Source organism: Burkholderia sp. Leaf177, from assembly GCF_001424345.1.
Taxonomy (GTDB): Bacteria; Pseudomonadota; Gammaproteobacteria; order Burkholderiales; family Burkholderiaceae; genus Caballeronia.
The window spans coordinates 62,710-85,420 of sequence record NZ_LMPF01000021.1 but is presented as its reverse complement, the minus strand read 5'-3'; the positions used below and the strand labels follow the sequence as shown (position 1 = coordinate 85,420).

The 22,711-nt window shown below is 59.2% G+C and carries 22 protein-coding genes; 10 read left to right on the top strand and 12 right to left on the bottom strand.

Features of this window, described 5'->3' with window-relative positions:
* Window positions 1–18 precede the first annotated feature (18 nt).
* Window positions 19–1,140 carry a branched-chain amino acid ABC transporter substrate-binding protein gene (locus ASG35_RS15845; RefSeq protein ID WP_056359138.1) on the bottom strand — a complete coding sequence of 374 codons (1,122 nt, stop codon included), beginning with the start codon at window positions 1,138–1,140 and terminating at the stop codon, window positions 19–21.
* A gap of 154 nt (window positions 1,141–1,294) precedes the next feature.
* Here ASG35_RS15845 and ASG35_RS15840 point away from each other — a divergent pair, with 154 nt between their 5' ends.
* The gene (locus ASG35_RS15840) at window positions 1,295–2,026 is read left to right on the top strand and encodes a FadR/GntR family transcriptional regulator (RefSeq protein ID WP_056359135.1); all 732 of its coding nucleotides are present in this window, start codon (window positions 1,295–1,297) and stop codon (window positions 2,024–2,026) included.
* A gap of 10 nt (window positions 2,027–2,036) precedes the next feature.
* Here ASG35_RS15840 and ASG35_RS15835 read toward each other — a convergent pair whose 3' ends face one another.
* The 7 genes from ASG35_RS15835 to ASG35_RS15810 form a co-directional block, all read right to left on the bottom strand.
* On the bottom strand, window positions 2,037–3,356 hold the full coding sequence (locus ASG35_RS15835; protein WP_056359132.1) for a sensor histidine kinase: 1,320 nt from the start codon (window positions 3,354–3,356) through the stop codon (window positions 2,037–2,039).
* Window positions 3,353–4,093 carry a response regulator gene (locus tag ASG35_RS15830; protein WP_056360715.1) on the bottom strand — a complete coding sequence of 247 codons (741 nt, stop codon included), beginning with the start codon at window positions 4,091–4,093 and terminating at the stop codon, window positions 3,353–3,355. The genes ASG35_RS15835 and ASG35_RS15830 overlap by 4 nt, the downstream gene beginning before the upstream one ends.
* Window positions 4,094–4,098: 5 nt before the next feature.
* Complete coding sequence (locus tag ASG35_RS32450; protein WP_268761125.1) at window positions 4,099–4,221, bottom strand: hypothetical protein; 123 nt, start codon at window positions 4,219–4,221, stop codon at window positions 4,099–4,101.
* On the bottom strand, window positions 4,218–4,589 hold the full coding sequence (locus ASG35_RS15825; protein ID WP_056360711.1) for a GFA family protein: 372 nt from the start codon (window positions 4,587–4,589) through the stop codon (window positions 4,218–4,220). Before ASG35_RS15825 ends, ASG35_RS32450 begins: the two co-directional genes overlap by 4 nt.
* Before the next feature lie 212 nt (window positions 4,590–4,801).
* Window positions 4,802–6,265: an efflux transporter outer membrane subunit gene (locus ASG35_RS15820; protein ID WP_056359129.1), complete on the bottom strand. Its 1,464-nt coding sequence runs from the start codon at window positions 6,263–6,265 to the stop codon at window positions 4,802–4,804.
* 1 nt (window position 6,266) lies between these two features.
* Entirely contained in the window at window positions 6,267–7,460 is a 1,194-nt protein-coding gene (locus ASG35_RS15815) for an efflux RND transporter periplasmic adaptor subunit (protein ID WP_056359126.1), read from the bottom strand.
* Window positions 7,450–10,641 carry an efflux RND transporter permease subunit gene (locus tag ASG35_RS15810; protein WP_056359123.1) on the bottom strand — a complete coding sequence of 1,064 codons (3,192 nt, stop codon included), beginning with the start codon at window positions 10,639–10,641 and terminating at the stop codon, window positions 7,450–7,452. Before ASG35_RS15810 ends, ASG35_RS15815 begins: the two co-directional genes overlap by 11 nt.
* Window positions 10,642–11,791: 1,150 nt before the next feature.
* On the opposite strand from ASG35_RS15810, the gene ASG35_RS15800 reads away from it, so the two are divergent.
* Together ASG35_RS15800 and ASG35_RS15795 are read left to right on the top strand one after the other, a co-directional pair.
* The gene (locus ASG35_RS15800) at window positions 11,792–13,060 is read left to right on the top strand and encodes a PQQ-dependent sugar dehydrogenase (RefSeq protein ID WP_056359116.1); all 1,269 of its coding nucleotides are present in this window, start codon (window positions 11,792–11,794) and stop codon (window positions 13,058–13,060) included.
* Window positions 13,057–13,374 carry a c-type cytochrome gene (locus ASG35_RS15795; RefSeq protein WP_200945739.1) on the top strand — a complete coding sequence of 106 codons (318 nt, stop codon included), beginning with the start codon at window positions 13,057–13,059 and terminating at the stop codon, window positions 13,372–13,374. Before ASG35_RS15800 ends, ASG35_RS15795 begins: the two co-directional genes overlap by 4 nt.
* Window positions 13,375–13,429: 55 nt before the next feature.
* Here ASG35_RS15795 and ASG35_RS15790 read toward each other — a convergent pair whose 3' ends face one another.
* Both ASG35_RS15790 and ASG35_RS15785 read right to left on the bottom strand, forming a co-directional pair.
* Window positions 13,430–14,128, bottom strand: a complete 699-nt coding sequence (locus tag ASG35_RS15790) for a haloacid dehalogenase type II (RefSeq protein ID WP_056359113.1) — start codon at window positions 14,126–14,128, stop codon at window positions 13,430–13,432.
* Between the two features lie 49 nt (window positions 14,129–14,177).
* Window positions 14,178–14,816: a CGNR zinc finger domain-containing protein gene (locus ASG35_RS15785; protein ID WP_056359110.1), complete on the bottom strand. Its 639-nt coding sequence runs from the start codon at window positions 14,814–14,816 to the stop codon at window positions 14,178–14,180.
* 262 nt (window positions 14,817–15,078) lie between these two features.
* Between ASG35_RS15785 and ASG35_RS15780 the strand changes: the two genes are divergently transcribed.
* Complete coding sequence (locus ASG35_RS15780; protein ID WP_056359107.1) at window positions 15,079–15,939, top strand: alpha/beta fold hydrolase; 861 nt, start codon at window positions 15,079–15,081, stop codon at window positions 15,937–15,939.
* A 12-nt stretch (window positions 15,940–15,951) separates the two neighbouring features.
* On the top strand, window positions 15,952–16,722 hold the full coding sequence (locus ASG35_RS15775; RefSeq protein WP_056359103.1) for an SDR family oxidoreductase: 771 nt from the start codon (window positions 15,952–15,954) through the stop codon (window positions 16,720–16,722).
* 21 nt (window positions 16,723–16,743) lie between these two features.
* On the opposite strand, the gene ASG35_RS15770 is transcribed toward ASG35_RS15775, so the two are convergent.
* Window positions 16,744–17,568 carry a hypothetical protein gene (locus tag ASG35_RS15770; RefSeq protein WP_056359099.1) on the bottom strand — a complete coding sequence of 275 codons (825 nt, stop codon included), beginning with the start codon at window positions 17,566–17,568 and terminating at the stop codon, window positions 16,744–16,746.
* A 154-nt stretch (window positions 17,569–17,722) separates the two neighbouring features.
* Here ASG35_RS15770 and ASG35_RS15765 point away from each other — a divergent pair, with 154 nt between their 5' ends.
* Window positions 17,723–18,262: an RBBP9/YdeN family alpha/beta hydrolase gene (locus ASG35_RS15765; protein WP_056359093.1), complete on the top strand. Its 540-nt coding sequence runs from the start codon at window positions 17,723–17,725 to the stop codon at window positions 18,260–18,262.
* 10 nt (window positions 18,263–18,272) lie between these two features.
* On the opposite strand, the gene ASG35_RS15760 is transcribed toward ASG35_RS15765, so the two are convergent.
* On the bottom strand, window positions 18,273–18,893 hold the full coding sequence (locus tag ASG35_RS15760; protein ID WP_056359090.1) for a nucleoside/nucleotide kinase family protein: 621 nt from the start codon (window positions 18,891–18,893) through the stop codon (window positions 18,273–18,275).
* A gap of 412 nt (window positions 18,894–19,305) precedes the next feature.
* Here ASG35_RS15760 and ASG35_RS15755 point away from each other — a divergent pair, with 412 nt between their 5' ends.
* From ASG35_RS15755 to ASG35_RS15740, 4 genes are all read left to right on the top strand, one after another.
* Complete coding sequence (locus ASG35_RS15755) at window positions 19,306–19,833, top strand: 2,4'-dihydroxyacetophenone dioxygenase family protein (RefSeq protein ID WP_056359087.1); 528 nt, start codon at window positions 19,306–19,308, stop codon at window positions 19,831–19,833.
* The gene (locus tag ASG35_RS15750) at window positions 19,830–20,579 is read left to right on the top strand and encodes an SDR family NAD(P)-dependent oxidoreductase (RefSeq protein ID WP_056359084.1); all 750 of its coding nucleotides are present in this window, start codon (window positions 19,830–19,832) and stop codon (window positions 20,577–20,579) included. The genes ASG35_RS15755 and ASG35_RS15750 overlap by 4 nt, the downstream gene beginning before the upstream one ends.
* A gap of 77 nt (window positions 20,580–20,656) precedes the next feature.
* Complete coding sequence (locus ASG35_RS15745; RefSeq protein WP_056359081.1) at window positions 20,657–21,958, top strand: MFS transporter; 1,302 nt, start codon at window positions 20,657–20,659, stop codon at window positions 21,956–21,958.
* A 21-nt stretch (window positions 21,959–21,979) separates the two neighbouring features.
* Window positions 21,980–22,708: an SDR family NAD(P)-dependent oxidoreductase gene (locus tag ASG35_RS15740; protein ID WP_056359078.1), complete on the top strand. Its 729-nt coding sequence runs from the start codon at window positions 21,980–21,982 to the stop codon at window positions 22,706–22,708.
* Window positions 22,709–22,711: the final 3 nt, after the last annotated feature.

The window sequence follows — 22,711 nt, the reverse complement described above, 5'->3', positions numbered from 1 at the left end:
GTCGCTTCATAAGCCGCGTCATTGTCCATAAGCGACCGGCAGGCCGTCCTTGATTTCGTAGACGGTCGTGGGCGCGCCTTTCAGGTCGCCTTTTGCGTCGAAGGAATAGGTGCCCGCAATGCCCTTGTAGTCCGTCTTCGCGAGTTGTGCCGTCAGCTTGGCCTTGTCCGTTGTCGTGCCGGCTTTCACCATTGCATCGGCGAGCAGCATCATGCCGTCGTAGTAACTCACGGCGTAGACCTGCGTGTCGGTGTGATACGTGTCCTTGTAGCGTTTGACGAAGTCGCGTCCCGCGGCGGTTTTCTCGAGCGACGTGCCGCCTTGCGCGCAATACACAATCGATGCCGCGTCGCCCGCAACCTTGCCCATGTCGGCGGAACAAATGCCGTCGCCGCCGAGCAGCTTGGCGCGCAACCCGCGCTGGCGCATTTGCCTGGCCATCGGCGCGCCTTGTGCCGCGTATCCGCCGAAGAAAATGACGTCGGGATTCTTCGCCTTGATGGTGGTCAGAATGCCGAGAAAATCGGTCGCGCTCGAGTTGGTGTATTGGCTGTCGACAATCTGAATGCCTTGCGCCTTCGCTACATTCACGAACTGTTCGGCAACGCCCTGGCCGTAAGCCGTGCGATCGTCGATGACCGCCGCTGTCTTCGCTTTGAGTGTCTTCTTCGCGAACACCGCCATGGCGCCGCCGAGTTGTTCGTCGCTCGCACCGATGCGGAAAACATTCTTGAAGCCTTGCGTGGTCAACGCGGGATTCGATGCCACGGGCAGCATGGGAATGCCGGCCGCGTTGAAGACACGCGACGCCGGAATTGCGACGCCGGAATTGTAGGGCCCAAGAACAGCGACAACGCCGCCGTCAGCCAGTTTTTGGGCGATTTGAACGCCAATTTTCGGATCGGCCTGGTCGTCTTCCGAATCCAGTTTGAAAGTCACTTTCTTTCCTGCGACCGTGATGCCCTTCTTGTTCAGGTCTTCCACCGCGAGGCGTGCGCCATTCTCGTTGTCCTTGCCGTTGACCGCTTGCGGACCCGTCAGCGGCGCTGAATGACCGATGGTCACCACCTCTTGCGAGTGGGCGTTCATGCTTGCAAGGGTCGCGGCGGCGACCATCAAACCTGCGACAGCCTTATTCATTTATTTCGCTCCGTGTGGGACTATACTGGTCTTTATTGCAGACCAGTTAATGTATTCCACAACGGCTCACGGTCGCAACTATTTCAAAAACAAATCGGACTTATGCTGGTTGGCTCTTGACCGCGCGGTTTGATTAAACAAGCGAGATCCACGAATGTCAGCGGTGCACGCCGAATTGGACGGCTCGTTCCGGCCCAGGCAAATTTACGAACAGGTATCGCAGAAGATCCGCGATGAAATTGCGGCTGGCCGCTTCATGCCGGAATCGCGTTTGCCCTCGGAGCGCGATCTTGCTGCGTTGTTCGGCGTAGGACGGCCGGCCGTTCGCGAGGCGATCGGTGCGTTGCAAAACGAAGGTCTGGTCGTCACGAAGCGGAATTCAGGAACCTTCGTGTGCGGTGACGCGTTCGACCGCCTTTCACGGCCAACCTCGAATAGCGCGGAAACGGCAGACTTCAGCCCGAGTTCCACGCTCGATGTCCGCATGGTCCTTGAGCCTGCCATCGCGAGGCGCGCGGCCGTTCGCGGCCAGCGCGACAGTCTGGCGGAGCAGTATTTGAATCAGATGGAAAGCGTGCACGACATAGACGACCCGGCGCAACGCGCGCTATGGAACAGCAGCGACCGCTTGTTTCATCGGCAACTCGCCGTGATGACAGGCGACGCGTTGATGATCAAGATCGCCGATGAAGTCGCGAGCTCGATGGACCAGCCGTTATGGAAGCGCCTGAAAGACGAAGGCATTTACGACGCCGGCCGCATTCGCCTGTACGTGGCCGAGCATCGGCTGATCTATGAAGCGGTTATTCAAGGCGATGCCGATGCCGCAGCGTTCTATGTGGAACAGCATATCAAGCGCGTGGAGCGCGATATCGCGCCGAAGTGAGGACGCGTAGTCACCCTATATTTTTCAGCACGAGCCGCGCCTCCAGACCGCCGCCGGTGCGATTGTGCAACGTGAGCGTTGCGTCCATTGCCAATGCGAGTTGCCGCGCGATTGCAAGCCCAAGTCCCGTGCCGCCCGTGTTGCGGTTACGCGAACTTTCAACGCGGAAGAACGGCTCGAACACTGCTTGCATTGATTCGGCCGGTATGCCCGGACCGCGATCGAGCACCGAGACCGTCACGTTTCCATCCAGCGCGGCTCCAATATCGATTTTTGCATCGCCGCCGAACTTCAGCGCGTTATCGACCAGATTGCAGACTATGCGCCGCAACGCCTGAGGCCGCGTCATCAGCGAGTGCCCAATGTTGCCTTGCAGCGAAACCTGCTTGCCGGCATCGACGTAATCGCACACCAGGCTGTCGAACAACGCATCGGGATTGATACGACAAGGTACCTCGGTTGCGCCGTGCAACGTCCGCGCGTACGTCACGCCCTCCTTCACGAGCGTTTCCATCTCCTGCAAATCCTGTTGCAGCTTGCTGCTCTGCGCGCTCTCTTCCATTACGTCGACACGCAAGCGCATGCGCGTGATCGGCGTCTGCAGATCGTGCGAAATCGATGCCAGAATCTGCATGCGTTCGGTCATGTACATGGCGACGCGATCCTGCATGGCATTGAATGCCCTCGCCGCGCGCGCCACTTCGTCCGGACCGTCCTCTGGCAGACGGCTTGCCTTGAGGTCGGGTCCGAGAGCGTCGGCAGCGTTTGCCAGTTGCTTGAGCGGTCGCGTTGCGAGGCGCACCGCGAACCAGCAACACGCGGCGAGAACGAGCAGTTGCATCGCGAGCACGAGCGGCAGCCAGGGCGACAACGGCGTGCCCGGCATGGGACGCAGGTCGATGGTCAACGGCGAGCCGTCGCTCAGGCGCAGATGAACCTGCAGCCGTTCTACATCGCCGGGAACGGCATTGACCGTCAACGGATAACGCTTGCCGATGCCGTCTTCTATCGACGCCGCAATGCGCGCCGATAATTTTTCATCCGGCGCCTCTCCGCTCACACCTGGTCCGAGAATGAAGCCATAGCTGCGCCGCTCCAGCCGCGGCAGCCAGGCGGCGCGCTGATCCGCCGGCAGGACATCCAGCAGCGCCACCGAACTCGTCACTTCGCGTTCGATATAACCCGTCATGATGTTCGTCATCGACTGGTCGCGCTCGGTCATGGTGAGCCAGAACGACATGGTCTGGGCGAGCGCAAGGCCGACCAGAAGGATCAGCGCGAGCCTTGCGAACAATGTTCGCGGCCAGCGTAATGCCGATTGCGCGTTCATTGCGGTCCTTCGAGCGGAATCACAGCCGCCGAAAACACGTACCCTTCGCTGCGCAGCGTCTTGATGTAACGCGGTTCACGCGCGACGTCCTGCAGGCGCTGCCGCAAGCGGCTCACCATCAGGTCGATCGACCGGTCGAACTGATCCGCCTGCCGGCCCTGGGTAAGGTTGAGCAATTGATCGCGCGTAAGGACGCGTTGCGGGTTGTCGAGAAACACGCGCAATAGCCGATACTCCGCGCCGCTCAGCGCGACCATTGTGCCGTCTGCATCCAGCAGATGCCGCGCGGTGGTGTCGAGCCGCCAGTCGCCGAAGCTCAGGATCTGCGCCGATTCCGTCACCTCCATGCCGGGCGGAAGCATGCGCACACGCCGCAGCACCGCCCGGATCCGCGCCAGGAGTTCGCGCACCGCAAATGGCTTGGCGAGGTAATCGTCTGCGCCCATTTCCAGGCCGACAATCCTGTCCGCCTCTTCGCTGCGCGCGGTCAGCATCAATACCGGCACCGCGCGGAACTTGCTTGCCCGCAACTCGCGGCAGAGCACGAGTCCGTCTTCGCCCGGCATCATCAGGTCGAGCACGATCAGGTCGGGCGCGCCCTGCTCCAGCGCGGCGCGCATCTGGCGGCCGTTGGCGGCAAGAGAAACGCGCATGCCGTTCTTCTCCAGATACGTGGCGAGCAACTCGCGGATACCGCGATCGTCGTCCACGATCAGCACGTGGTCAGTGGTTTCCATCGGGATCATTCCTTCCTGCGTTTCACCAGCATCCGGCTTGCGTTGATGAGTTCGCACTGCACCGGATGCGCCATTTCCGTCGCGATCCCGCCCGCAAGGAAGGCGACGATTGCCAGAAACCGTCTCATGCGTCTTCCACGACAGACAGGCTGGCGCCATCGACGACGCCGGCTTCAAGCGTATACGGATCGACACTTTCAAGGCAACCGATGTTGACGCGCCACAGCAGCGGGTCCTTGCGTGTCTGATGAAACGGATAGATACCGCAGTGCTTGCAGAAATAGTGCTTCGCCACGCGCGTGTTGAATTGATACAGCGTCAGCGCGTCCTCGCCGCTCAGGACCTTGAGTGCACTGGCGGCGAACGGCGGCGTCATCAGCGCGCCCTTGCGACGGCACAGGCTGCAATTGCAGCGCGATGCCGGCACGACCGCGGTGCGGACTTCGAATTTGACGGTCCCGCAGTGACAGGATCCTCGCAGCAGACTGGCGGTCATAAAGCTCTCCGTTTTATCGATGTCTGCTTTATAGCCCGGCATCCGAAGCGTTTTATGTCGCAATGTATCTGAGCCTGTACGCGATACAAAACCTTTCACAGAAGGGGCAATAAACGTCCTTTGACGCTCACGCAAAGCGATAAAAAAAGGCGCACCGTCTGGTGCGCCTTCGACTTTTCCACCTTCCACCTTTCTGCCTTGTTCAGCCTTGTTCAGCCCTTGGGCCCGGTCTCCGCCACGAGCGCCGGTGCCTGCGCCGCGTTCGCCAGTTCGTCGCTCGACCATCCGCCGCCCAGCGCCTTGACCAGCTGCACGTTCGCGCTCAACTGCCGCGTCTGGATGTCGAGAACGGCGCGCTGTGCATCGAGCGCCGCGGTCTGCGCCTGCACCACATCGAGATATCCCACCGCACCTTGCTTGTACCGGTTCAGCGCGAGATCGACGGAATGTTGCGCCGAATTGCCGGCATCGCGTTGCTGCTCCAGCGCCGTGCCGAGATCCTGAAGCAGCGAAAGATTGTCTTCGATCTGCTGGAACGCCGACAACACAACACCGCGATATCGCGCGCCCGCTTCATCGGTTGCCGCTTTCGCGGTATCGAGCTGCGCGCGGCGCAAACCGCCATCGAAGACGTACTGCACGAGCTGCGGACCAATAGCCCAGAAAAGCGTCGGCGCGCTGATCAGGCTGGCGTACTGCGAGCTCTGGAAACCGCCTTGCGCACTCAGCGTGATCGACGGGAAATACGCCGCGCGCGCCACGCCGATCTTCGCGTTCGCTTCCGCGACCCGGCGCTCGGCCGCGGCAATATCCGGCCGACGCTGCAACAAGGTCGACGGCAATCCAGCCGGAATTACCGGCAACGTGATCGACGCCGTCTGTTGCGGCAAACTGAATTCGGATGCCGACGCGCCGATCAATTCCGCGATCGCATGCTCGATCAACGCACGTTGCGCCAGGTTCTGCGATAACTGCGATTTCGCCGATGACAACTGCGTCTGCGCCCGCGACACATCGAGCCCCGACACAATGCCGCCGCCGTGCAGCGTTTGCGTAAGCTGCAATGCGCGCGCGAACGCCTTGACGGTATCGTTGAGCAATTGCGTCTGCTGGTCGAGCCCGCGCAGGCGCACGTAGCTATCGGCGAGCTGGATCTGCAGACTCAATTGAACCGATGCAAGATCGGCCTTCGACGCTTGCGCTTCATCCTTTCCCGCCGCTACCGAATCACGCACGCGGCCCCATAAATCAAGGTCGTAATCGACTTCGCCGCTGAGCGTGGCGGAGTTGTAGTCGTTGGGTCCGCCCGAGCGCAATGGCCGTCTGTATGACTGCCGGTCGCGTTGTGGAACCGCGCTCGCCGTGACTTTCGGAAACAGTCCCGCCGAGACCTGATCCACGAACGCCTGCGCCTGCCGGTAATGCGCGAGCGCCGCCGCGAGATCCGTGTTGTTCGCGAGCAGCCGTTGTTCGAGATCGTCGAGGCCCGCGTCGTTGTAGCTTTTCCACCAGCCGGTGCGGCTCAGTTGATCGGCCGGTTGCGCGCTGATCCAGGGACCCGTGGTCTTGTATTGCGCGACGACCGGCGTGGGCGGCACGTGATAGTCCGGCGCCAGCGAGCAACCCGCCAGCACACTTATAGCCGCAGTCAGCGCGGCAACGCGATACTTCGGCATCCTAGCCATTTGCTGGGACCTTCCTGGCAGCGCCCGCGACCTGCACGCGATCGCCATTTACGAGGCCATCGGGCGGTGTATCGATCACTTGGTCCGACGCAACGAGGCCCGAGCCTACTTCCACCGAGTCGCCGAAATCGCGATTGATCGTCACCTTCTTGAACACGACCTCGCCGTTCGCACCGAGCGTTGCGACCATCAGGCCGCGTGCGTCGAAAACGAGCGAACTGGCGGGGACACGTACCGCGTTTTGCTGCACCGGCAGCTTGAATTGCAGGCTCGCGAAGCCGCCGGGCAAGAGCTTGCCGTCGGTGTTATCGACGAGCAACTGGACCAGTGTCGTACCGGATGCCACGTTTACCGAATCCGCCGATGCAATCACGCGCGCCGTGAAATGCTGCCCAGGATATTCCGGCACGGTGAGCGTTGCGGTCGTGCCGCTGCGGACATCGGGCGCGTAGCTCTGCGGTACTTGCACATATACGCGCAGCTTCTTGACGTCCGATACCACGAACAGCTCTTGTCCGGTACCACCGCTGCCCGCGTTGATCAGCGCACCTACGTCCGTATCGCGCGCGGTGACCACACCGTCGAACGGGGCGACGATGCGCTCGAATCCCTTGGTCGCCAGCAAGCGGTCCACGTTGGCTTGCGCGGCCGCGACCGTGGCTTTCTTCGCGGTGTAGTCGCCCGTGCGTTCATCGACTTCCTGTTGCGCAACCGAGTCAGAGCCGAGCAGCGCCTGCCAGCGTTTCGCGGTCGTCCCCGCAAGCGCCGCATTGGCCTGCGCGCTCGCCAGGTCCGCGCGCGCCTGCAGCAACTGCTGGTCGAGCTCGGGCGACTCGATCACCGCAAGCAGTTGACCGGCTTTCACCGGCGCGCCAATGTCCACGCTCCATGACTTCAGATATCCGCTAACACGCGCGAAAAGCGGCGCACGCGAATACGCTTCAAGATGCGATGGCAAGTCGAGCGTCGGCCCGTTCGCGGCGCTGACCGGATGAATCACCGTCACCGTCGGCACGGTTTGCGCGGCGGTCCAGGTCTTTAGATTGCGGGCATCGACCACGCGCAGCGCGACGCCCGCCGCTACGACGATCAACGCAACGGCGACACCCACCACGCCGATTACGACGAGCCGCCGGCGCGGCACTGGCGCGTTATTGACGTTGGGAACAGCGGGTTCAGACGACATGAGCAGGACCTCCCGTTACGGGTGTCGGGGCAATCGCGCGGCCAGGGCGCGAGTGGATGATGCAGAAGATCACCGGGACAAGAAGCAATGACGCGGTGGTTGCGAAAATCAGGCCGCCGATCACGGCGCGGCCAAGCGGTGCGTTCTGTTCGCCGCCCTCGCCCAGCGCAAGCGCCATTGGCGCCATGCCGATGACCATGGAGAGCGCGGTCATCAGCACGGGCCGGAAACGGGTGAAGCCGGCTTCGAGCGCGGCCTTGAACGGGTCGCCGTGTTCGGCCAGACGCTCGCGGCAGAAACTGACGACTAGAATGGAGTTCGCAGTCGCCACGCCCATGCACATGATCGCGCCGGTGAGCGCCGGCACGGACAGCGTAGTGTGCGTGGCAAACAGCATCCAGATGATGCCCGCGAGCGCCGCGGGCAACGCGGTGACGATCACGAACGGATCCGCCCACGACTGGAAGTTGACCACCACGATCAAATAAATCAGCACGACCGCGCCGAGCAAGCCGAACAGCATGCCGGCGAACGCGCTGTTCATGGTCTGCACCTGACCGAGCAATGCAACCGATGACCCCTTCGGCAAGGTGCCCGCATTGTTTTGCACGACGCGCTGAATGTCGGATGCAACCGCGCCGAGATCGCGATCCTGCGTGGTGGCGAAGATCTCGACCATCGGCTGGATGTTGTACTGGCTCACGACCGCGTTGGTGTTGGTGCGCTGGACAGTCGCGAGTCCGCCGAGAATCTGGCCGCTGCTTTGCAGGTTCGATGTGATCGGCAGGTTCTGCAGCGAAGCCAGCGAATCAAGACTGTATTGCGGCGTCTGCATGACGATAGGATAAGACACGCCGTTCGCATTGTTCAGCCAGAACGTCGGCGCAACCTGGCTCGAACCCGCAAGGTTCACCACGAGGCTGTTGGTCACATCGCGTTCATTGATGCCGAGTAATTGCGCGCGCGTACGATCCACATCGACATTGAAAGTCGGCGAATTTTGCGCTTGCTGGATGCGTGCATCGACCACGCCGGGAATGCGGCGGATCTCGCGCAACAGGCGGTTCGCATACGCGAAGTTCGCAGGCAGGTTGTTGCCGCGAACCTGCAGATCGACGGGCGCCGGCGAGCCGAAGTTCAGGATCTGGCTGATGATGTCTGCGGGCGGAAACGAGAAGGTCACGCCCGGATAAAGGCGCGGCAGTTTCTCGCGCATCTGCCGCACGTAATCGTCCGTTGGATGATGATTTTCGTTCAGCGCAATCTGGATATCGCCGTCTTGCGAGCCGATGGTTCCCGTATTGTTGTACGCGAGGTTAATACCGCTTACCGGCAAGCCGATGTTGTCGACCACAGTGCTCAGTTCGTTGGGCGGAATGATCTGCCGGATCGACGCTTCAACGTCGGCGAAGATCTGCGCCGTCTTCTCCACGCGCACGCCGACGGGTGCACGCACATGCAACAGGATTTGCCCCGCGTCCACCGCCGGAAAAAAGTTGCGGCCGAGCAAAGGCACGAGCGCGAACGAGATCAGCACGAAACCAAGGAAGCAGCTCACGAACGGCGCGCGATGATTCAGCGCAAGTTCGAGCAAGCCGTGATAACCCGCGCGCACCTTTTCGAAACGCCGTTCGAAGCCTTGCTGGAAGCGTCCAAGCGGTCCCGGACGTTTTTTGTCGTGCGCGTCTTCGCTGAGATCATGCGGATGCAGCAGATACTTTGCCATCGTCGGCACGAGCGTACGCGACAAGATGAACGAAGAAATCATCGCGAAGATCACGGCTTCGGCCATCGGCACGAAAAGGAATCGTGCGACGCCGTTCAAGAAGAACATCGGCACGAACACAATGCAGATGCAAAGCAACGCAACGAACGCCGGCGTGACGATCTGCGCGGCGCCATCGAGAATGGCCTCTTCAACCTGCTTGCCCTGCTCCAGATGCCAATTGATATTTTCGATGGTCACCGTCGCGTCGTCGACGAGAATCCCCACCGCGAGCGCCAGGCCGCCGAGCGTCATGATGTTCAGCGTCTCGCCGAGCGCGGAGAGCGTTGCGATCGAGCCGAGAATGGCAAGCGGGATCGAGGTCGCGATGATCACGGTCGAGCGCCAGCTTCCGAGGAACAGCAAGATCATCAGGCTCGTTAGCGCCGCCGCGATCACGCCTTCACGCGCCACGCCGCTGATGGCCGCGCGCACGAACAGCGACTGGTCGCCAATAGGCGCGATCTGCAGCGCGTCGGGCAACGAAGGTTTTGCATCGATCACATGCTGCTTGATGCCGTCGATGATCCCGAGCGTGGACACCGAACCGTTCTTGAGTATCGACATCAGCACTGAACGCTTGCCGTCAACGTGCACGATGTTCGTTTGCGGCGGACTGCCGTCGCGGACGTTGGCGACATCGTGGATATAGACCGTCGTTCCGTTGACCGCCTTGATCGGCAAGTCGCCGAGCGCCTTGATCGCGGACGGCGCGTTATTTAGTTGCAGCGTGTATTCGTGATCGCCGATCTTCTCCGTGCCAATAGGCGTCAACAGGTTCTGGCTCGCAAGCGCATTCGCGACGTCTTGCGCGGACAGGCCGCGCGCTTGCAAAGCTGCCGGGTTGATGTCGATCTGCACTTGACGCGTCTTGCCGCCGAACGGGAACGGAATGGACGCACCTGCAACGGTAACAAGCGCAGGACGCAATTGATTCAACCCGAGATCGCCCAGATTTTGTTCTGAAAGACCTTTGCCGGACAGCGCGAGCTGGATGATCGGCACCGTCGATGCGTTGTAGTTCAGGATCAGCGGCGGCGTGGTTCCTGGCGGTAACTGGCGCAACTGCGTCTGCGAAACAGCAGTTACTTGTGCGTTTGCGTTGCTGATGTTGACGCCCGGCTGGAAGAAGATCTTGATGATCCCAAAGCCATTCACCGACTCGGCTTCTATGTGCTGGATGTCGTTCACCGTTGTGGTCAGCGACCGCTCGAACGGCGACGTGATTCGTCCAACCATTTGATCGGGCGGCAAGCCCGTGTATTGCCATACGACGCTGATCACGGGAATGCGGATATCGGGAAAGATATCCGTTGGCGTGCGCAGCGCCGAAAGCGGACCGATGATCAGGATCAGGATCGCCAGGACGACAAACGTATAGGGCCGCCGCAGAGCGATACGTACTAGGGCAAGCATGGGAATTCCAGAACGTGAGGTTGCACCGGCGCGCGCCGCAAAACCGCTTTGCGCTGCAATGGGCGATGTGCGGCCGCATTCATTCGCATGGCCCGGAAGGCATGCCGGGTGGGATCGTTTTCGTCACGACAGCAGACGGCATGGTTGCAAGCCAACCTTGTTCGTCCTGGTTTTAACTTGGCGGAAATCTCGAGCACCATAAATGTCAGTCGAGCGGAAATTGTGGTTTCGTATGCCTTTCGAAAGTTTTTCCGAGAAGGCAAACTCAATGCAAGGCATCGTCAAAGCCGTCCAATCAAGCAACGCATGGACGATGCGGGAATGTACACAAACGAAAACAAATCTGCAGCGGCCGTCCGCACTTTCATTGACGGAAATACTGACTCGCGGAGTGTACATAGTCAGATCATTGCGAAGCTGGCAGTTTTGCCATTTTCGAATCACGCTATTTAGCGGTCGATTTTTGTCGTGACAGACGACTCGCGGTGGTTTGCAGAACTCCACTGCTTCAGCATTTACGATGATAGTTCGGCATCCGTACTACCTGAACGACAAAGCATTCAAGCATGCTTCCGCTGCACACGAACGACTTGTGCATGTCCTCTTGAATAACCGAGCACGTGCTTCGGAGTCCACAAACATCCCGGATGCCGTCGGACATCTGAGCCACCGACTGCGGACAAATAGCTGGCAAGGAAAGCGTTGAGATAATTTCTTTTATGAATTACATTTGCATTACGACAGCATGAAAATGAGTGGATAACTCATCCTTGACCTGTATTCACGGACGGTCTATACAAGACTCTCTAGCCCTTCCTTTCATGGCATATGGCTGCCAGCCACGTAGTGGGGTCAAGCCGCGGGTCGCCCGCTGTCAGGAATCGAATGCACTGCGAGGAAGCAATGAACAAGACCTCCCGTTTATGCAGCGCTTCTGCCGCAACCGCCAAAGCTCGCGGGCGCATCACCGCACCACCAGCAAGGCGGACCAATCACGCGTCCGTCAAATGCCCCAGCCCAATCCACAGGACCAAGCTTGCGCCTGCATAGCGCGCGTCGCCCATGGACGCGGCATCCGTCGTATCGCACATCACGTTTTTTCCGCAGTTGCAGTCATTAAAAACGAAGCAACAACTCAGGAGACAAACAGATGAACGCAACGCTCAAGGTCTTGCCCGTAGCCATTGGTGCAATGCTCGCCGGCTTGCCGTGCGCCCAGGCCGCGCAAGACAACGTCAACGCGCTTTCGAACTTCCAGCAAACGGGCAACACCGCGCCGGCCGAAACCGTGGCGCAGACGGGCCAGCGCGCCGACGCACTGCGCGAGAATCTCAGGGCGATCAAGTTGCCGCCGGGCTTCAAGATCGACTTGTACGCGGTGGTGCCCGAAGCGCGCCACATGGCAATCGAGCCTTCAACGGGCGTGGTTTTTGTCGGCACGCGCAAGGCGCGCGTCTGGCAAGTGACAGACCGCACCAAGCGCCGCGTTGCAGACGATGTGGTCGCCTTCGCAAGTTCAGTAACGTTCAAGGTGCCGAACGGTGTGTGCTTCTCTCCAGATGGCGTGCTGTATGTCGTGGAGCAGAATCGCGTGCTTGCATTCCCGGCTGCCCAGTTCTTCGGCGAAGGTGGCAGCGATGTCGCGGCTGCCGTTGTCGTGCCGCAAGGCAAGCTGATCCCGACGCAATTCGAAAGCTTCAACCACGGCGCGCGCACCTGCCGTATCGGGCCGGACAAGAAGTTGTACATCACGCTCGGCCAGCCGTGGAACGTGCCGGCGAAAGACAAGCTTGCCGACCTCGACAAGAACGGTCTTGCGGGCATTATCCGCATGGATCAGGATGGCAAGAACCGCGAGATTTATGCGCATGGCATTCGTAATTCAGTTGGTCTCGACTTCAATCCGAAAGACAAGACGCTGTGGTTCACGGACAATCAGGTCGACGGAATGGGCGACGACATTCCACCCGGCGAACTCAATCGCGCGACGAAACCGGGCGAAAATTTCGGCTTCCCATGGTATGGCGGCGGCAAGGTCCGCACGATCGAATACAAGGACGCGACACCGCCTGCCGGCGTCGTGTTTCCGCAGGTGGAAATGGCGGCGCACGCGGCCGACCTCGGCATGTCGTTCTACACCGGCAAGATGTTCCCGGCGAAGTATCAGGGCGGCATCTTCGATGCGCAACATGGCTCGTGGAATCGCACCAAGCCCATCGGCGCGCGCGTCATGTTGACGCCGGTCAAGGACGACGGCACCGCGGGCGAATCGGAGGTGTTCGCCGAAGGCTGGCTCACGCCGTCCGGTGAATACATGGGCCGTCCGGTCGATGTGCAGCAGTTGCAGGACGGCTCGCTGCTCGTCTCCGACGACTTCGCCGGCGCGATTTACCGGATCTCGTACACGGGCGGAAAATGAGGAAATTATCGACTCTGATCAGCGCGGCGTTGGTTCTCGCCGCCGCGTGGCTGCCGCAGACGTCATTCGCAGGCGACGTCCAGGCCGGCCGCGCGAAGGCCGTGCAATGCCAGGCATGTCACGGCATGGACGGCCTTGCGAAGATACCCGACGCGCCAAATCTTGCCGGGCAAACGGAGGAATACCTGGTGAAGGCGCTGAACGACTTCAAGTCCGGCGCGCGACAGAACGAGATGATGACGATGATGGCAAAACCGTTGTCCGATACGGACATCGCGAATCTCGCGGCTTATTATCACAGCCTTGGAAAGTAATGAGGTGTGGCTGGTTTCTGGTCGTAGTTTCAGGCGGGAGCCGGCCTGTCTTTTCTTACACCGATGACGCGTTTCCTTCGGCGGAATCGAAGAGCCGCACGATTTCATTAACGCCGCGCAGTTCCCAATCCGGCGACTGCCCCATCTCCTCGAACACGTTGCCGCCACGATTGATCCAGAACGTCGGGAATCCGAAATAACGTGCGCCGGTTGCGTCCCACCCGTTCGACGATACGAACAGAATCGACGTCCGCGCTAATCCGAAGGTTTCCTCGGCCAACCCATACGCACGATCATGCGGCTTGTAGATCCGTACCGGATCCACGCTGATCAGGTGATCGAATTCATCGCGGAGACCGGCATTGCCGACTACCGCGCCAATCGAATGCGGCGAACCGTTCGACAACACCGCTAGTTTGAGTCCGCGATTCCTGAGTTCGCGCAGCGCGCCGGGCACTTCGGGGAACGGTTGCAAACGCAAATAGGCATCGCAAAGAGCGCTGCGGGACGGGTTATCGAGTGCAAGTCCCAGATGGCTGCACGTGTAACGCAACGCATCTTCAGTTGCTTGCTCGAAGGTCACGTATCGGTTCATCAGGCTTCGCAACCACGTGTATTCCAGCTGCTTTTGCCGCCATAACGTACTGACTTCTTTTCCTCGCCCTGGAAATCGCTTCTCGCACTGATCGATGACCGAATGAACGTCGAACAGCGTGCCGTAAAGATCGAATGCAATCGCCTTGATATGGTTCATCTCACGCTCCTGAATGAATCGATGAAACGCGCTAATAAAGCTTAAACCCTTAATGTTCACCGCTCTCAAGATCCTTAAGACGCTTGCGATGCGCCGCGACCTTTGCGCGATTACCGCAAGCGGCCATGCTGCACCATCGGCGAGCGTGGCCGCGTGTGTGGTCGGCAAACATCAACGTGCAGGTCGGGCCTTCGCACGCTTTCACGTAGGTGAAGTCCTCTTCGCATACGAGCTCTGCTAATGCTTCGGCAATAGGCATTAAAAGCGATTCCGGCGATTCCCAATGTCGAACTGCGTGAAGTTCGTAGTGTGTGACGCCATCGGATGAATGTTTGACGATTTGCCGATGCTGCTGATCGCGTTCGAGCAATTTATTCAAAGGTTCCAGCTCGCGAAAATCTTTCGCGGACAGCGGCCGACCCTTCCTCTTCTGCGCAAATGCCCTGAACCATTCCCTCAGATCACGCGCCTTCGCGGCAAGGTCGTCGAGCTCGGCGATAGTGAAGCGATTGCGGATATCTTCGATTGCTTCCGGCGGCGCAAACCCCGCTTGTTCTAGCCAGGATAACAGGCCTTCGCCGTCGGGGATCCAGTCCACCTGTTCATCGACGGGCGTAGCAACCGAATTCAAGAAATCGAGGCCCGGTGCGTCGGCCACGAACATCGGGGGTATCTGGCGGTAATCCATCTTTCATGCGCTTTCCGAAATAATGATGATGAAATCGTAACCACTAAAACTCTTCTTGACAAGTTACACGTCGAATTTGTAACCTTTAAATGCGCAACAAGACGGTTACTCGAATGCTGGTTGTTGCGGTTGGTTATTTGATCTCCCGGCAATCAGGAACCAGCAAAGAAGGTCTTTCCAGAGCGGGCGACCAATCGCTTCGCCGATGCATGCAACAGAAGTCCAACGAGTTGCCGCTCACTAACTTCAAGGAAGAAAACTCATGTCCGCAATTACCTATCGTTCCGCCGACGTAGACGGCTTCAAGGTGTTCTATCGCGAAGCAGGTCGTCCCGGCGCGCCGAAACTGTTGCTCCTCCACGGCTTTCCAAGCTCGGGCCACATGTTCCGCGACCTGATTCCTAAGCTCGCCGATCAGTTTCATATCATCGCGCCGGATCTGCCAGGCTTCGGGCAATCCGGCATGCCGAGCCGCGATGCCTTCACATACACGTTCGAGAATATCGCCAAGGTCATTGGACGGTTTACCGAAGTCGTCGGCTTCGATCGCTTTGCAATGTACGTGTTCGACTACGGCGCGCCAACAGGCTTTCGTCTGGCGCTCAGTTATCCTGAACGAATTACCGCGATCATTTCGCAGAATGGCAACGCGTACGAAGAAGGTTTGAGCGACGGCTGGAATCCGATTCGCGCTTATTGGCAAGATCCGTCGAGTGTGAATCGTGAAGCGCTGCGCGCAATGCTTACGCACGATACAACCTACTGGCAATACACGCACGGAGTACAGGACACGACGCTCGTATCGCCCGATGGTTATTCGCTCGACGATTTCTATTTGAGCCGTCCCGGCGCCGACGAAATCCAGCTCGATTTATTCGGCGACTATAAAAACAATGTCGCCTTGTATCCCGCGTTCCAGGAATATTTCCGCACGCACCGCCCGCGTTTTCTTGCCGTGTGGGGAAAGAACGATCCGTTTTTTTTGCCGCCGGGCGCCGAGGCGTTCAAGCGCGACATTCCGGATGCAGTGGTGCGTTTCTTCGATACGGGGCATTTCGCGCTCGAAACACATGCGTCGGAAATTGCATCGGCCATTGCCGAATTCCTGAATACCAACGTGTAAGGAGACAAAAAAATGTCCACGAAAGTAGCCATCGTCACGGGCGCGAGCCAGGGTATCGGCCGCTCGACCGCCATCAGGTTGGCGCGGGATTTTTCATCGATCGTGCTGGTTGCACGCAACCGCGAGAAGCTCGAACAGACAGCGGACGACGTTAAAAACGCGGGCGCTGAACCGCTGGTAATCGACGCCGATTTGTCTCGCCCTGAAGCGGCGCAGGACGTCATCGACAAGACACTTTCGGCGTTCAGCCAGATCGACGCGTTGCTCAACATCGCCGGCGCCGTGCCGCAAATCGATCTCTTCGATATGACCGACGACCAATGGGAACGCGGCCTCGCGTTGAAGCTCCACGGCGCACGGCGCTTGACCGTCGCGGCATGGCCTTCGCTCAAGAATACTTCGGGATCCGTAGTGCTGATGTCGGGCAATTCAGCGCTTTTTCCCAAAGCGCCGTACGCGGCCGTCGGCACCATTAATGCGGCGATCGTGGCGCTGGCAAAGGCGTTCTCGGACCGGGGCATTACCGACGGCGTGCAGGTCAACAGCGTGCTGCCCGGTCCCGTGATGACGGGCCGCCGGCAATCCTATCTGGAACATTGGGCGCCACTTCACAACATGACGGTCGAAGAAGCGACAGCGAAGTTCCCTGTCGAAGCGCAGATCGAACGGTTCGGCACGCCTGAGGAGATAGCCGAGCTGATGGCGTTCATCGTGTCGCCGGGAGCGCACTGGATGACCGGTTCGACGTTGCGGATGGACGGCGGAGAGGTCAAGTCGATCTGATTCTGGCCTGAAGGCACATGCTCAGTTCATGCCCAGAATGTCGTACTGAAGCTTGTCGATGTTCATGTCGCTCTGGGCGTTGAAATCGGCCGACTGAACAACAAGCTGGTCGTTGACGTCCTTGTACTTGACGACCATCTTGATGCCGATCGCGACCCAGCTGTCGGGATACACATCGATATCCCACTCCACAATAACCGGATCAGCCGCGCTGGCGTCCTGTGAACGCTTTTGGACCAATCGCTCAAACGGGATCATTTTCGTGTTGGCGTCGAAGGTCCCCGCGACGAGGTTGCCCACCGCGTTATCGCCGCCGAGACTATGCGCGCGGATATGCAGCCACTCCCAGGTGCGGGCGTTCGCCCAATCATCGCCATAGCACGACGCCGCGTAGTTGCGCGCGGAATCGCCCATGACGGTGTCGCGATTTTGCGATGTATCGCCATTGGTCGCCGGGCCATCGTACTGGGCCACGATACGAATCAGGTCCGTATTCGGCGGCCCCGGAAAGCTGGGACGCGACTTCGGCGCCTTCGCAACGGGGCGCGGTCCAAGCATGTCGAGAGGCGTCTTGCCGAAGTAGAGCCAGTCCTCGCCGTAGCCGATCAGCAAATAAGCACCGTTGATGCCGTTGTTAAGTTGCTGTTCGATGGCATAAGCATCTGCAAGCGTGACTGCCTGGTTTCGAACGGTGACATGATGCTCTTGGGCGACGGCAATCTTTCTTGCGTTGGCGCTGAAAAAAACATTGGTGGGCCTTGCATCGGCGGCGCGGCCTCGGACGTTGAAGCCCTTCGACTTGACAGCCGTGGTGATCAGCACCTTTCCAGATCGCGTCGTGATCATGCATCTTCTCCATGAGTGAAATGTTTTGCGCCGGTGGTTTCGTTGAGTAACATTCGAGGGAAAGCATTTATTCCCTAAAGAATGTTCAATCGTCCGCGCGGGTATTGCGACAGATGCCCGCGAAACTGCCATCTCAACTCGGGAGAAATTCGCTATGAAGGAAGCTGTTTTTATCGTGCCTGGAATTGGGAATTCAGGTCCCGAGCATTGGCAGAGTTTGTGGGAACGCGAGCATCCGCACTGGCGGCGTCTGGTCGTGGATGATTGGGATCGCGTTGAATGCGACGATTGGGTATCGGCTATAGATCGGCAGATCGGACCGCATCACGCTAATACCGTGATCGTGGCGCATAGCCTCGGATGTCTCGCGGTTGCGCATTGGGCTGCGCGCACCAATGCCCGCGTGCGTGGCGCGCTGTTAGTCGCGGTGCCCGATCCCGAAACACCGGCCTTTCCAAAAGCGGCGGCAACCGGCTTTGCACCGTTGCCTTCAAAGCGGCTGGTGTTCGCTTCCGTCGTGGTCTCGAGCAGCAACGACCCTTATGGCAGCGAGCAATATGCACAAGCGTGCGCCGCCGCGTGGGGCAGCGACTGGGTGCGTGCTGGCGCGCGCGGGCATCTCAACGCACAAAGCGGTCTGGGTAACTGGGCCGAAGGATTGAAGCTCGTGGAGAAGCTTCACGCGGGCAAATGAAGCGCGCCAGTTACATCGGCCATTCGAAAACGAGATCGGCGCGCGCGCGCGTCAGTTCGATGAGCGCCGCGTTGACTTCATCGGTTTGCTGCACCCAGGTTCTCGCGGCGTCTTCGCTGCGGCCAAAGTAAATGTGGCGCGCAACCAGCCGTTGAACACGCAATTGCGGATCGACGTCCACGTACCAGGCTTCATCGAGCAACGATCGAATTGAGCTCCAGTGACCATGCTGCAACAGCAAATAATTGCCTTCGGTAATCACGAGCGGTATGTCAGCAAGAACAGGAATCGCGCCGGCGATCGGCTCCTCGATCTCGCGCCGAAAGGCGGGAGCGTAAATGATTTCGCCTTCACGCTGCGCGCGAATCCGCGTTAGCAACGCAACGAAACCGGCACTGTCGAAGGTATCTTCCGCGCCTTTGCGCGAAGCGCGGCCAAGACGCTCCAATTCCACGTTCGCCAGATGAAACCCATCCATTGGCACGACCACGGCGCGGCCTGGGAAAGCATCCAGAATGGCTTGCGCCAGCGTCGATTTACCCGCGCCCGGCGCACCCGCCAGCCCGAGAATGCTGCGCCGGCCGCTCGCAATGAGAAGTTGCAGCCGTTCCATAAAGCGGTCTTCGATCATCGGCTAAATCCAGGTAGTTCAGTAAAACGCCTTGGTTAATGGTGTGCTTTCGCTTTGGCAGCCGCGTTGATGCCGCCAGTCATAAACGCCCGCGCGTGCGTTGCAAGGTTCCTGCTGTCGAAAAACTGCGCGAAGTCGATAGTACCCGAGCCGAGATAACCGCGATTCCGGACTTTTCGTGCTCATGTGATACGTCTTAAGGTGCACGGGTGTCGAACTCATCGAGCATATTGAGGTTAACGAGGCCCTCTTGAGCAGGTCGCTTTTAACCTGGCAAAACAAGCCAACCGATGCGTCAAAAGCCGAAAGCTAAGTGAATACCCCGGGATTGACTGGATATCTCGAAATCTTCGATAATTAATCACATTGTGGACGTGAGTCCATATTATGGACAATTACAGAAGGTCGCCCCATGCCAGATATCGTCAATACCTATCCTGCCACCATGCCGTACCAGTTGCCATTTCCCAAGGAAGCGCAAAAGGAAGTGGTCGTGCCGTTCGCCATTCCAACCGATGAACGCGTGTGGGTGCCGCAAGCCGAGAATGTATCGTTCCGACCTCTTTGCCTCAACGCCTCGCAAGGTTACTGGATGAACCTGCTGCGCGTGCGAAAGTCGGGCGTCCTGAGCCGGCATCGTCATCCGCAAGGCGTTCATGGATTCGTATTGAAGGGACGATGGAAATACCTCGAGCACGAATGGACCGCCACGGAAGGAAGCTACGTCTATGAGCCGCCTGGCGAGACCCATACCTTGTACGTGCCCGAAGACGTCGAGGAAATGATCACCTATTTTCAGGTGAACGGCGTGATGTTCTACTGTGATCCGTACGGCAACTACACGGGTTACGAGGACGTGTTCACCAAGATCGAGATGTGCCGCAAACACTATGCATCGGTTGGACTGGGTGAAGACTACGTGGACCAGTTCATCCGATGAACACGCGTTCTTCCTTGGCGCGCTACGACTTTGCCGAACGCGTGGCGGTGGTCACGGGCGCGGCCGGAGGAATTGGCCGGGCAATATGCGATGCGTTCAGCGAGAACGGTGCATCGGCGGTGAACTGGGACCGGATCCCGGGGAACATGGATGCACCCAATGCGCCCGCGCATTTTCAGGTCGATATCACGGAGCCTGCTTCCATTGAAGCCGCGCTTGCCGCGACCATTGGAAAGTACGGCCGCATCGACTATCTCGTGAACAACGCGGGGTTTGCAGGCTCGACACAACCGCTCGATGAATGCGATCCCGAAGAATGGCAGCGCGTGATCGAAGTCAACTTGCTCGGTACTTATCATGTCAGCCGTATCGTGCTGCCAATCATGCGCCGGGCGCGAAGTGGGCGTATTGTCAACGTGGCGTCGCTTGCCGGCAAGGAAGGCACGGCGAATGCATCGGCTTATAGCGCGGCAAAAGCGGGCGTGATTGCAATGACGAAGTCACTCGGCAAGGAACTGGCGCAGACCGGCATTCTGGTGAATGGCATTGCGCCGGCTGCGGTAGAAACGCCGTTGCTCATGCAGATGGCAGCGTCGCACGTGCAAACCATGATCGATAAAAGCCCGATGGGCCGGCTCGGCACAACGCAGGAAGTGGCCGCCCTCGCACTCTGGTTATGTTCGGATTCGTGCACCTTCAATACAGGCGCGACCTTTGACCTTTCCGGAGGACGCGCGACCTACTGACCGTGGGGCGATCAAGCACCAAGCGCCAATAAGAAAGCAGTCATTGCTCACGACAAATCCATGCAGGAGACAAGCACATGCTACAAAAATCTTCGCGCCTCAAGCGCACGCAAGTCATAGCGGTCACCTTCCTGACCATTGCAGGTATTGTCAATTATCTGGACCGTTCCACGCTTTCCATCGCGAATCATTCAGTGAGCCAGGAGCTGCATCTCTCGGCTTCGCAAATGGGCTTGCTGTTGTCGGCGTTTTCGCTCGCGTACGCATTCGCGCAGCTTCCTGTAGGCGCTCTGCTCGATCGATTCGGTTCGCGCGCGATGCTCGGACTTGGCATGCTGGTATGGTCGGTCGCGCAACTCGCAGGCGGCTTCATTCAGACGCTCAATCATTTTCTCTTTGCGCGGATTGTTCTGGGGATATCGGAAGCGCCCTTGTTTCCAGCGGGTGCGAAGGTGGTCAACGAGTGGTTCGCCGTGCACGAGCGCGGGCGGCCGACCGGGACGTTCGTTGCTTCATCGACCATTGCGCCGATGATCGCGCCACCGCTGCTGACCGTGCTGATGCTTTCATTCGGATGGCGAACCATGTTCATCATCATGGGTGCGCTCGGCATTCTGGTATCGATTGGCTGGTACGTGCAATACCGGAACCGCGATGAAGTAGCGCTCGACGAATCGGAGATCGCTTATCTGGAATCGGACCATAAGGTCGAGCCGCGCGCGAAGGGTGTGAGTCTTGCCGAATGGGGCAACCTGTTCAAATTGCGCAATACGTGGGGCATGGTGTTCGGCTTCATGGGCGTGATTTATATGGTGTGGCTGTATCTCACGTGGTTGCCCGGATACCTCGAAAACGAACGTCACTTGAGCATTGCGCATACAGGCTGGCTTGTATCCATACCTTATGTTTTCGGCACTATCGGCATGGTGTCGAGCGGTTATATTGCAGACCATTTGCTCAAGCGCGGCATGGCGCCTATTCGCAGCCGCAAGTGGCCGCTGTGCATCGGGCTCGTGGGCGCCGCCGCGTTCACAGTGCCCGCCGCCTACACGCCGAGCACCACGCTTGCCATTGTCTATATCTCGTTCGCAATGTTCTTCGTCAATATGTCGAGCGGCACCGCATGGGCGCTCGTCAGCGTCGCCGCGCCCCGTCATCTGGTGGCGTCACTTGGCAGCATGCAAAACTTTGGTGGATATCTCGGCGGTTCTTTCGCGCCGATCATCACCGGCATCGTGGTCGACCAGACGCATTCGTTCGTCAACGCGCTGTTGATTAGCGCAGCCGTCGCCTTCGCCGCCGCGCTCGTGTATTTGTTCGTGGTCAAAGAGGTCGCGCCTGAGACGCTGCCCGCTGCGATAGAAACACAGCCGTCGTAATTTTTACTCTCAGGACTGGACATGACTTTCAAGGATAACCTGCTCGAAGGCAAGGTGGCGCTCGTCACCGGTGGCCTGAGCGGCATTGGCGCGGCAATCGCGAATCATCTGTCGCAGCTCGGCGCGCATGTGGTGGCTGCCGGCTTGCCGCTTGCAACAGAAACGCCTGACGTACTGGACGCTGCGGTGCGAAAGGTCACGCTCGACGTGCGCTCGACCGCGAACGTCAATGCCGTGCTGAAGGAATTCGATCGGCTCGATATTGTCGTGAACTGCGCGGGCGTGATCCGACGTGGCGCCGAACATGAAGTCGATGTGTTCGAGGACGTCGTCGATATCAACTTGAATGGCACCATGCGCGTCTGTTCTGGTGCGCGCGAGTTGCTCAAGGCATCGTCGGGATGCATTGTGAATACGGCATCCATGTTGAGTTTTTTCGGCGGCGGACTGGTGCCGGCCTACAGCGCAAGCAAGGGCGCAATTTCGCAATTGACGAAGTCGCTCGCCATTGCCTACGCCGCCGACGGGATCCGCGTGAATGCCGTGGCGCCGGGCTGGATTGCCACGCCCTTGACGCAGGCGCTGCAGGAAGATGCCGGCCGCTCGCAGACAATCCTGGAGCGCACGCCAATGAAACGCTGGGGCGGCCCTGACGAAGTGGCGCAAGTCGTCGCGTTTTTATGCACGCCGGCGGCGTCGTTCATGACCGCGGCGATCGTGCCCGTGGATGGCGGTTATCTCGCGGCTTAAGGG